At 47.3% G+C, this 11,150-nt stretch carries 1 protein-coding gene; it reads right to left on the reverse strand.

Features of this window, described 5'->3' with window-relative positions; genetic code table 11:
- Positions 1–15 precede the first annotated feature (15 nt).
- Entirely contained in the window at positions 16–11,109 is an 11,094-nt protein-coding gene (locus tag Kalk_RS02105; protein ID WP_101892632.1) for a non-ribosomal peptide synthetase, read from the reverse strand.
- Positions 11,110–11,150: the final 41 nt, after the last annotated feature.

Consider the following 11,150-nt stretch of genomic DNA (forward strand, 5'->3'; position numbering starts at 1 on the left):
TTTATTATGTTGGTCTTATATTTCCAATTCTTCGAAATCGTCACCTGAATCATCATCCGTCGACTCAGACTGGCGCACCCAGAGCGAACTTTCTACATAACTCGCCATGCCCTCAATGCTGGCAATCTCAAGCAGACGCCTCATGGAAAACTCAATTTCGTATTTTTCCTTAACGCGAGCGACAATCTGAACCGCCAAAAGAGAATGCCCACCGACATCAAAAAAGTTATCCACCACACTTATCTGATCGATTTTTAAAATGGACTGCCATATTTCTGCAATATCACGTTCGTAGTCATTGCGTGGGGCAACATACTCCTTCGCTACCCAATAATCCGCAGGGTTTGGCAGAGAGAATCTGTCTACTTTACCGTTTCGATTTAAAGGTATGCTATCAACACTGATAAACAGCGACGGCACCATATACTCCGGCAATTGCTTCCTTAACCTCAGCCGAAGGTCAGTCACGAAATCCGTCTTTTGGGTTTTTACATACGCGACCAAACATTCGTCGCCTCTGGGGTCTCTTGACGCCAACACAACGGAGTCAGTTTTATTCTCAAGTGCTTTATTAATACATCGTTGAACTTCTTCTGGCTCAACCCTGAAGCCACGAATTTTCACTTGTTGGTCAATCCTGCCGAGATACTCCGCAGTGCCGTCAGCCCGATAGCGGCCTTTGTCTCCAGTGTGGTATAACCTGTCGTGCTCACAATGCGTGCGCTTGTTAAGGGTGAAAGGTGATGAATCAGAGTTGATATAACCCCGGCTTAGATAAGGAGTGCGAACAACCAATTCACCTACTTGTCCTGGCGCACATAGGTGGCCATGCGTATCCAGCACGAGCAACTCAACGTCATCAATACCCTGCCCTAAAGGCAAAAACTCCGGCAACCCTGTAATTTCAGAAGGTACATTGAACACAGCCATGACCTGAGGTGTCTCTGTCGCCCCATAAAAGCCTGCAACCAAGGTATTAGGAGCTATTGCTCGGATCTCATCAACGATCTTGCAACTTAAACGATCCCCGCCCACACCGACAAAACGTAGATGATTCAGTTCCTGTTCTTCAGACGCTGTATCAAGCAATAAACGCAGCATGGACGGCGTTACATGTGTAATGGTAACTGCATTTGAGTCAAACCAACTGAACAAATCCTCTGGTTTCAGCATCCAGTCTGGCTCGGGTATACAGATACTTGCACCTACAGACAGCGGCACAAACACATCTCTCAATAGAGGATCATGGGCAAGCCCAGACATCATGCTGACTCTGTCAGTACTGCTAATTGAATACTCATTTACGTACCACTGAACAAAGTGAGATAACGGCTGAAAATCAGCTTTTATTCCCTTCGGGGTACCGGTAGAACCAGAAGTAAACGCAATGTACGATGCATTATCGGGATTGTGATTATCTTGGAAAAGTTCACATTTTGTTGAGCCCTGTCCAGCCAAAGCTGAAACAGAAAGAACTGCACACCCAAAGGTCTGCTCCAGCTTGCTACAATCAACCCCTTGACCAGTTGCATCAATTATCAGCAGAGGCTCACTTTCCTGAACAATATGAGTTAGGCGATCTTCGGGATAACCAGAATCGAGAATAGTGAACACCGACCCCGTACGCAATACCGCAAGCAATGACTCAATCAGCAGGGATGATCTAGTAGCCAGCACTGCAATAACGACCCCTTCCCCCGCGCCTCTTTGAACCAGCTCAGAAGCAATATTGAGACTATTCTTAGCAAGCTCGCCGTAGGTTATATCTGAACTATTCTCCCGAATCGCGAGTGCGCTTGGGTTATTGTTAGCATGTCGCAGAAATAGATCGATTGGGCTTGCATGCTTCTCCAGCTTTGGAGCGACATCTAGATCCGGCAACCACGGCAGACCGCGTGAGTCCAAGCTCAAGTCACTTATCTCTTTATCGGATTCTGCGCTTATGCTGCCCAGCAGACGAGAGAAGTCTGTAACAAATCGTTCAACGGTATCTTGGCGATAGAGGTCAGAGTTATACACCATCACCAACTCTAATCCATTATCACCATCCTCACTTACATATAAATTGAAGTCATATTTAGCATGGCTATGGGCGTCATCGTCCGACAACGGCTCAATTTTGAGCGCAGCGTTATCATCACTTTGAGGCGGCAAATTCAACAGATTCAAGAACACTTGAAAAAAGGGTGTTCTGGATGAATCGCGTGGGGGTCTTAACTCCTCAACCAATTTTTCAAAAGGCAGTGCTTGATGAGAATAGGCACCCAAAGTAACCTCTTTCACCTGTCGCAGAAGAGATCTCCCAGACATTGCCCCCTCAAGCTCAGTAGACAACACCACTGTATTGATAAAGAACCCGACTAATCGCTCTGACTCGATCGTGTCCCTTCCGGCAATTGGAGTTCCTATATTGATTCTCTGCTGACCGGTGTACTTATGCAAAAGCAATTGATAAGTAGCCACCAACACCATGAACAGTGTGGCGCCCTCTTCTTTTGCAAATTGTTGCGCCATCGCCAAATCACGAGGAGCTATGTGCCCCTTAACGACACCACCATTACTGGTCATCACAGCAGGACGAGGATAGTCCGTCTGTAGTTGCAACACCTGCCCATCATTGTCCAACTGATTGCGCCAGTAGTTCAGATGGGTATCCAGCGTATCGCCTGTCAACCAATTTCGTTGCCAAGCGGCCACATCCACATACTGAATATCTAACTCGGGCAAAAATGGAGATCGTTGATCGATAACCGCCTGGTAGAACTCCATCAACTCAGCCGTCATCACATTCAACGACCATCCATCAGAGACAATGTGATGAATCGCGCCGATAAAAGCATGTTCAACTTCAGGCCCGTTACTAACTTTGATAAGTTCTCCACGCATCAAATGATCGAATTTCAGATCAAACCCCATGCTCATTTGAGTATGGACGATGCGTTTTAATTCCGCTTCACGGGCGATCGCATCCAACGATGAAATATCCCGCTGCGCCATATCCCATATGCGCACATCATGTATCAACGCTGTTGGCTTGCCATCAACTGAGTCAAAATTAGTGCGCAGGGTTTCGTGACGCTGAATGATTGCATTAAAGCTTTCTATAAACGCGGCAACATTCAATTCACCTCGAATCCGCAGAGCGACTGGCATGTTGTAAGCTGGCGTACCTGGATCTAACTGATCCAACAACCACAATTGCTGCTGAACGAATGACAAAGGTAGTGGCTCATCTCGATCAATGCGTACAATAGGAGGTACGTTATGATCATCAGACGAAATCGCACCATCAATGTGTTGTGCAGTGTTGCGAATCGTGGGCTGCTCAAACAGTGCTCGCAGAGGAAGATTAACGTTAAACTCCCTCCGAATTCGAGACATCACTTGCGTTGCCAGTATTGATTGACCACCAACTGCAAAGAAATCATCTTCTACAGACAAATCATCGCGCTTTAGGATGCTCTGCCAAATTTCCAACACGCGCGATTCTGATTCGGTTGTAGGCGCAACGATAACCCGGTCTTCAACCGCTACCACATCAGGCGCAGGCAGCATATTTTTTGCGACTTTTCCATTGGGCGTTAAAGGCATTGCATCCAATGGCACAACTACTGACGGCAACATAAATTCAGGCAAATTGGGTTTAAGGAAATCCCTATATTCAGCCTGGCTGTAGCTGTGTCCAGTAACAACATAAGCGACCAGCGCCTTTTGCCCCTGAACATCTTCTCGTACTATCACGCAACTGGCTTTTACACCATCCATTTGTCGGAGTAAGCTTTCGATCTCACCAGGCTCAATTCGGAAACCCCGAATTTTGACTTGATTATCGATACGACCAAGATACTCGACCTCACCGTTCGGTAGAAAGCGAGCCAGATCCCCGGTTCGATACATTTTGGGTTGGTGGGCGACATTAACGTTTAATACAAACTTGTCAGCAGTTTGCACAAGATCATTAAAATAGCCTGGGCCGACACTCTCCCCACCAATGCAGAGCTCCCCTGGAACGCCCTCAGGCACCATTCTTTGCTTTTCATCAACGATATAAAGTTTAACGTTATCTATCGCTGCACCGATGGGAATCGAACCTGATTCATATAAGTCTAGATTCTGAACGATATGATAGGTCGCGATATCCGCGCACTCAGTAGGCCCATAACTATTAACCAGCCGGCCATTACCGTGTTGAAGCCACTCACTCACCCGATCGAAGTCTATGGGCTCACCACCCAAAAAGACCCATCTTAAAGAATCTAACTGTTTATAGTCGGCCGTCTCATCTAAAATTGGATAGAACGCGTTAGGGGCGCAATTAATCCATGACACAGAATGCTTCTCTATATCGTTAAGCAACTCATATGGGTCATATTCAACCGCCATCGGCATTACAAGCGCAGCGCCGCTCACCAACGGCGCAAACAAATTCTTCTGAGTTAAATCAAATCCAATTGCACTCACTAACAGTACGCGATCATTCTCAGACATACTGAACTCGCGACAATACCAATTCAGAAGGTTAACTTCCGCGTAATGACGGGCACCAGTGCCTTTAGGTTTACCTGTGGATCCAGATGTGTAGATCACATATAGCAATGAATCTGCTGCCCCCTGTAACGTTGGGCGCGAGTCTGCATGTGCTACAAGTTCAGCCTCTATACTAGCCAAAGAGATTCGAGCATTAACATCAACATCAGATGCTAATCTTTCTTTCGTATCAGTAATAAGAAGCGACGCTTGCGAATCCTGAAGCATGTACTCAATACGCTCACCAGGATAAGCTGGATCTAAAGGCAAATAGGTTGCCCCTGACTTAAGGATAGCCAATATTGTCACAATTAATTCAGGTGAACGTGGCATCATCACAGCAACAACAGCACCGGCAACAACGCCGCTTTGCATAATATAATGAGCAAGCTGATTGGCTTTGGAATCTAACTCTATATAGGTGAGCGCTTCATCTCCACGAATCAAAGCTGGTGCGTGAGGGGTTCTATCAACCTGACGCTCAATGAGTTGATGAACAGTAATATCACGATCGTAATCTCGTTCAGTATTGTTCCACCCATGTAAACGCTGGATCTCGGCTGGCGTGATAATTGAGATGTCGTCAATTGAACTCTGTGGAGCTTCAACAACCTGTTCAAGAATATTAATATAATGTTGAATCAAATTTTGAACAAAGGGCTTATGGAATAACTCTGTGCGATACACCACCTCACCATTGATTACATCACCTTGCTCCATCAAACTAAATTCTAAATCAAATTTCGCTACAACCTGATTGTTTGCAATAGAGTCCAAACTGATGCCAGGAATCGTTGCTGATGCATCGATACCGATATTTTGCAGGGAAAACAGCACTTGGAACAACGGCGAATGCAGCATATCCCGTTCTGACACAAGCTCATCCACCAAGCGTTCAAAAGGCACATCTTGATGGGCAAAAGCATCCAGTGTTTTTTGCCGGATCTGCCCCAAGAAGTCAGTAAAGCTCAGATCGAGATCCAGCTCACCTCGTAACACCAAGGTGTTGACAAAAAAGCCTATAACAGGCTCTATCTCTTCAAAATTACGGTTGGCAATTGGGCTTCCAACGGCGATGTCACGCTGGTTGGTATACTTTGATAAAAGCACCATGTACGCCGCCAGTGTTACCATATACATACTGACACCATGCTGCTTACACAGCAGGTTCAGCTTGGCGCTTAATTGGCTGTTCAACTGAAAGCCAAGAACATTCCCCGCAAAACCTGTCTTTGTGGTTCTGGCATGATTAGTGGGTAACCCTAGAACTTCTACTCCTGCAAGCGCATTGCGCCAATAACTTACCTGGCGCTCTAATTCGTCGCCGCTTAGCCAGTTACGCTGCCATTTGGAAAAATCCCCATACTGAACCTTAAGATCAGGAAGCGGTGACGGACGGCCATTGGAATAGGCGTCGTACAACTGCCCTAATTCGCGCATTAATATTCCATTAGACCAACCGTCGGAAACTATGTGATGCATATTGATCAGCAGCACATAGTCCTGCTCACCCAGCACCAGCAATTTGGCATAGAAAAGAGGACCTTGATCAAGGTTGAAGACATGACCGTACAACCCATCGACCTCACTATCCACTCTGACGTGCTGTTGTTGATGATTCAAATGGGCCAATTCAATAATATCGAAGGCCCAAGTGTGCGCCGCAGAAACAACTTGAACCGGCTCATCATCTATCAACTGCATGGTGGTACGAAGTATGTCATGTCTGGCCACTATTGTTTCAAGTGCCTGCCTGAGCGCACTTACATCTACTCGGCCACGTAACTTGAATGCGCCAGGCATATTGTATGCAGTGCTACCCGGCTCAAGCTGATCCAGAAACCACAGGCGTTGCTGCGCGAATGAAAGTGGAACTACGCTATCTGAAGGCACACGCTCAATTGGTGGAATATTGCGGGTTTGATTTGCCCTTTCAACCGCGATGGAGAGCTCCGCTATGGTAGGCGCTACAAACAATTCCCGAACACTAAGGGGTATCTGAAACTGCTTTTTTATTCTGGACACAATACGGGTCGCAAGTAGCGAATTACCGCCCACATCGAACAGATTGTCCTGCACACCGATATTCGTGCGCTGTAATACCTCTTGCCAGATAGCTACTAGCTGTTGCTCGGTAGCGTTACGAGGAGCGACATAGACTTGCAAATCGGCAACGGCCGCGTCGGGGTCAGGTAACGCCTTTCTATCGACTTTGCCATTTGGCGTTAGTGGCCACCGATCAACGCTAATCAACAAAGAAGGGATCATGTATTCGGGAATGTGATCCCGCAACATCTCTCTCCAACCTGCAGGTTCATTCTGGGCAACGATGTAACCAATCAACCGATCCTGGTGAACCACTACCAGCGCATCGTCTATACCTTGCAGCGCCTTCAGTGCATGTTCGATTTCCCCTAACTCAATGCGCAAGCCACGCAACTTGACCTGAAAGTCTTTGCGACCTATGTATTCAATATCGCCAGTTGGCAACAACCGCCCCAAATCACCTGTACGGTATAACTTTCCTGATGCTAGAGAAGATTCCACAAAGACAGCTTCGGTCAAATCGTCGCGATTGATATAACCCAGGCCAACACCGGCACCCGCTATGCAAATTTCACCAACACAACCAGGCACAACCTGCTGTAAGTTGTCATTTAATATAAACAGTTGTGTATTCGGTACAGGCTTCCCTATGGGAATCGATTGTTGATCATTTTCGATTACATCAAGAACATGAAACGCCACAACATCGGTACACTCGGTGGGACCGTAGCTGTTGATTAACTGGGCCTGAGAATGCGCACTGGTAAGCCATGGATAAAGTGGCCCCAATCGAATGGCCTCACCACCCAGCACTAGAAAGCGCAACGATTTAAGCGCTTTATAACCATCAACCGCTGCTAATTCTACAATTGGATAGAATGCACTGGGCGCACAATTCACCCAGGTTATAGCATGCTGATTGATCAAGCCCAACAGTTCGTGCTCATCATAAAGTTCCATGCTGGGCATAACCAATCCAGCACCCACCATTAATGGAGCAAACAGGTTTTTCTGGCTCAAATCAAATCCGACAGCACTCACCATCAGGGTTCGATCCTGATTGGTAATGTCCAGCGATTCAAGATACCAGCTCTGGAGATTTACCTCCCCACCATGACAAACCATAGCTCCTTTGGGCTGACCGGTTGAGCCGGAAGTATAAATAACATAGATCTGCTGACTAGGGTCGATTAACACTTGAGGGTTAACGACTGACTCACCCGACAAGCCAGAATCTTCCGCATCCAGGCAAAGCACATGCCCATCAATCGATCCAAGACAATCAGCATGCTCAGAAACTGTAACCACAACGGGAGCAGCAGAATCCCTGACCATATAAGACAAGCGTTCCCGCGGATACGATGGGTCAAGCGGCACATAGGCTCCGCCGGCCTTTAGCACACCCAAAATAGCCACAAGCAAATTGGCACTACGATCCAAACATACGCCAACTCGAACATTGGCTCCCACACCCATATCAATCAGAGCATGAGCTAACTGATTGGAGCGCTCATTTAGCTGTTTATAGGTCAGCGTTTCTACAGCACTGATAACAGCCTCGTTGTCAGGATACTTCTCTACAATACTCTCGAAACGGACGACCACATTATCCTGTGGCTCTATATCCCGTTGCGATACGTTAACCAACTGAGCAATCTGTTCTGCACTGGACAGAAATTGCAAATCCGCAACGGACGCCAAATCCTCAAACTGTATCTGTTCATTCAGATGTATTGTTCGCTCAAGGAACCGTAGGCCGTTAAATGTATTAGCATCATAGCGAAGCTCAAGCTCTATCCCTTGAGTTTGCTCCTTAACAATAAACTGAACGCCACCATCCACTTTTGGTGCTGACATAACAGGCTGCACGGACGCATGATCCAGCGTTAGATCACTAACAAAATTATAGTAATTGAACATGAATACGGTGCGACCAACAGGGAGTATCTGTTGCTGGGCTTGCAGCGATATAGCTCGAAAGCTGCGGGCGCTGTCTCGAGATTCTTTTAGCGACGTCAGCCAATCGTGAACAGTAACACCCCGGCCGTTCAATGCGGCAGGCACTATGGACGGAAACTGCTGATAGAAACAACCCAGTTCACGATCCCAGGCATCCTGGCGACAGCTGTAGAACTCTGCGAACGAAAAGCCTGCATCAGGCCTACAATAGTGATGAATCATCAAACCGAATAATGCTTTAAAATACAGTGGCAGGTTCACTTTGTTGGCGGCACAGTATTCACTGATGGTGGCCACTTGACGATGGTCCAGCGTAATACTGTCCACGCAGTCGTTAAAACGCGTTTCACGACCTGGGTCTCGGTAACGTGATGAAAAAGAAAAATTCAATGGTTCAACAAGCGTTGCTTTCTGGCGCCAGAAATCCAATACCTGAGGATGATCAGAATGCTGCTTGCTCCAACGTAAAAATGCCTCGGCACCGACATCGGTTTGCAGCGCGACGGCCTCGCCCATCAGAATGGCTTTGTAGGTATCAAGCAGCCGTTCCATCAATAGATATGTTGAAGCACCATCTAATACAATATGATGGCATGCCACCACCAGTCTAAAGCTTTCTTCTTTATGCAATAGATAATAGCTAATCAGATCATCCTGATAGACATCATAGGTTCTATGCATCAGTTTCATGGCTGCATCATGGATGGAGAACCCATCCCAATGCTGCTTGGTTAGATCGACTGTTTGCAGGTTTGCTGCAGACTTTCGCGGTATCACAGCATATGCCATATCCGCAGCCGGTATATTGCATTCGGTGATTTTCATTCGAAGTACAGGGGCTGCATCCACCACTAGCTGGATCGCACGATGCAACACATCAAGATCCGGTTTGCCCGGAAGATCAGCGTAAATGCCGTAGGCATTCTGAATGGTTTCTGGGTGCGCCAATTGATCCAGCAACATCGACCGTTGATTTGAATTAAGACTCAACAGATCGTTATCCTCAGCACTGTAACCCAACTGATCAAGCAAATGCACAGAGTCATACAGCTCGATATCATCAATACAGGTAGATTGCGAGCCAGCCAGCGCATCCAGCAGGAACAAGTACTGATCCATCATTCCTGACACTGTATGATCATCAAATAGATCTGTATTGAACTCGAGGCTGGCCTCGTAGTGGTCGCCCGTTTTTGCAATACCCAACACCATATCCATACGAGCAGCCACATGACTGGATGGAATGGGTTCAATCTGCACGGGGGCATCACCAAAGGGATTCGCGCCGTCAGCATCCTGCATATTGATCAACTGAAATGCAGCTTGAGCCAAGGGGGGATATCCGGGCTGGCGTTCCACCTCCATTGCTTCAAGCAAACGGTCGATGGGCAGATCCTGATGACTGAATGCACCCAGGGACATATCTTTAACCCGACGATAAAATTCCTCTACGGTAGGGTTGCCGCTTAAATCCAGACGCATTAACAGCAGATTCACAAAGAATCCGATCAGTTCCTGAACTTCGCTTCGACTTCGACCGGCAATCGGTGAACCTATGACCACATCCTGGCTAATGGCATAACGCCCCAGCAGCAGTTGCCACGCACCGAGAAAGAACATGAACGGCGTTACATCCAGGCTCGAACAGGCATGATTAATCTTACCTGCCAAAGCATCGTTCAGCGGCACCACTTTCAGGGCACCGTTATTGGTGGGAATGTCCTGACGAGGTCTATCCGTAGGAATAGCCAACACTGGCGGCGCTCCGTTTAACGTCTGTTGCCAGTAATCAAGATGCTTTTGCATCTCGTCGCTTTCCATCTGCTGACGCTGCCACGCAGAGTAATCAGCGTACTGAATCGTCAGAGGTGGCAATGGAGAAGACATTCCTGCCGAAAAGGCCATATACAGAATGCTCAGTTCTTTAACCAGCACCTCCATTGACCATGCATCAGAGATAATATGATGCATCCCGGCAACAAGGACATGATGATCTTGCTGTAATTGAATCAAATGGGCACGAAACAACGAACCCGCTTTCAGATCATATGGAGTAAGAGACTCGTCGTTGACCGCCTGGGCAATTTTGGCCTGTTGTTCTGCTTCTGGTAGTTCGCTGAGGTCAGTACGGCGAAAGTGCCAACTCTCAGGAGGCAGAATGACCTGAACTGGCTCACCATCGTTATCATCGAACCGAGTACGCAGTGATTCATGGCGCTTGACCAGCTCCCGCAGCACTTTCTCGAGTACCGTCACATTCAATGCACCTCGAATGCGCAGCGCACTAGACATGTTGTAAGTGACATCACGGGGGTTCAGTTGATCCAGAATCCACAGTCGCTGCTGCCCAAAAGAGGTTAGCAGAGGCAGTGATCGGGATACGGGCTCAATTGCCGTTTCGTTGAGTTTTCTGGCCTGACGCAAAAATTCGATGATAGCAGGCTTGTTGGAGACCACCTTATCGCGAATATCTGAAGTAAAAGCGCCTTCAGGTGCGCTAAAGCGCAGGTTTTCACCTTCCAACCAGAGGCGGATGTCCAGTTTCGATAGAGAAGCCAGAAACTCAACTACGTTCATATTCTTCCTGTTGTATGCTGTTATTGTTATTAGTATACGTG

The sequence above is a fragment of the Ketobacter alkanivorans genome (assembly GCF_002863865.1).
Taxonomy (GTDB): domain Bacteria; phylum Pseudomonadota; class Gammaproteobacteria; order Pseudomonadales; family Ketobacteraceae; genus Ketobacter; species Ketobacter alkanivorans.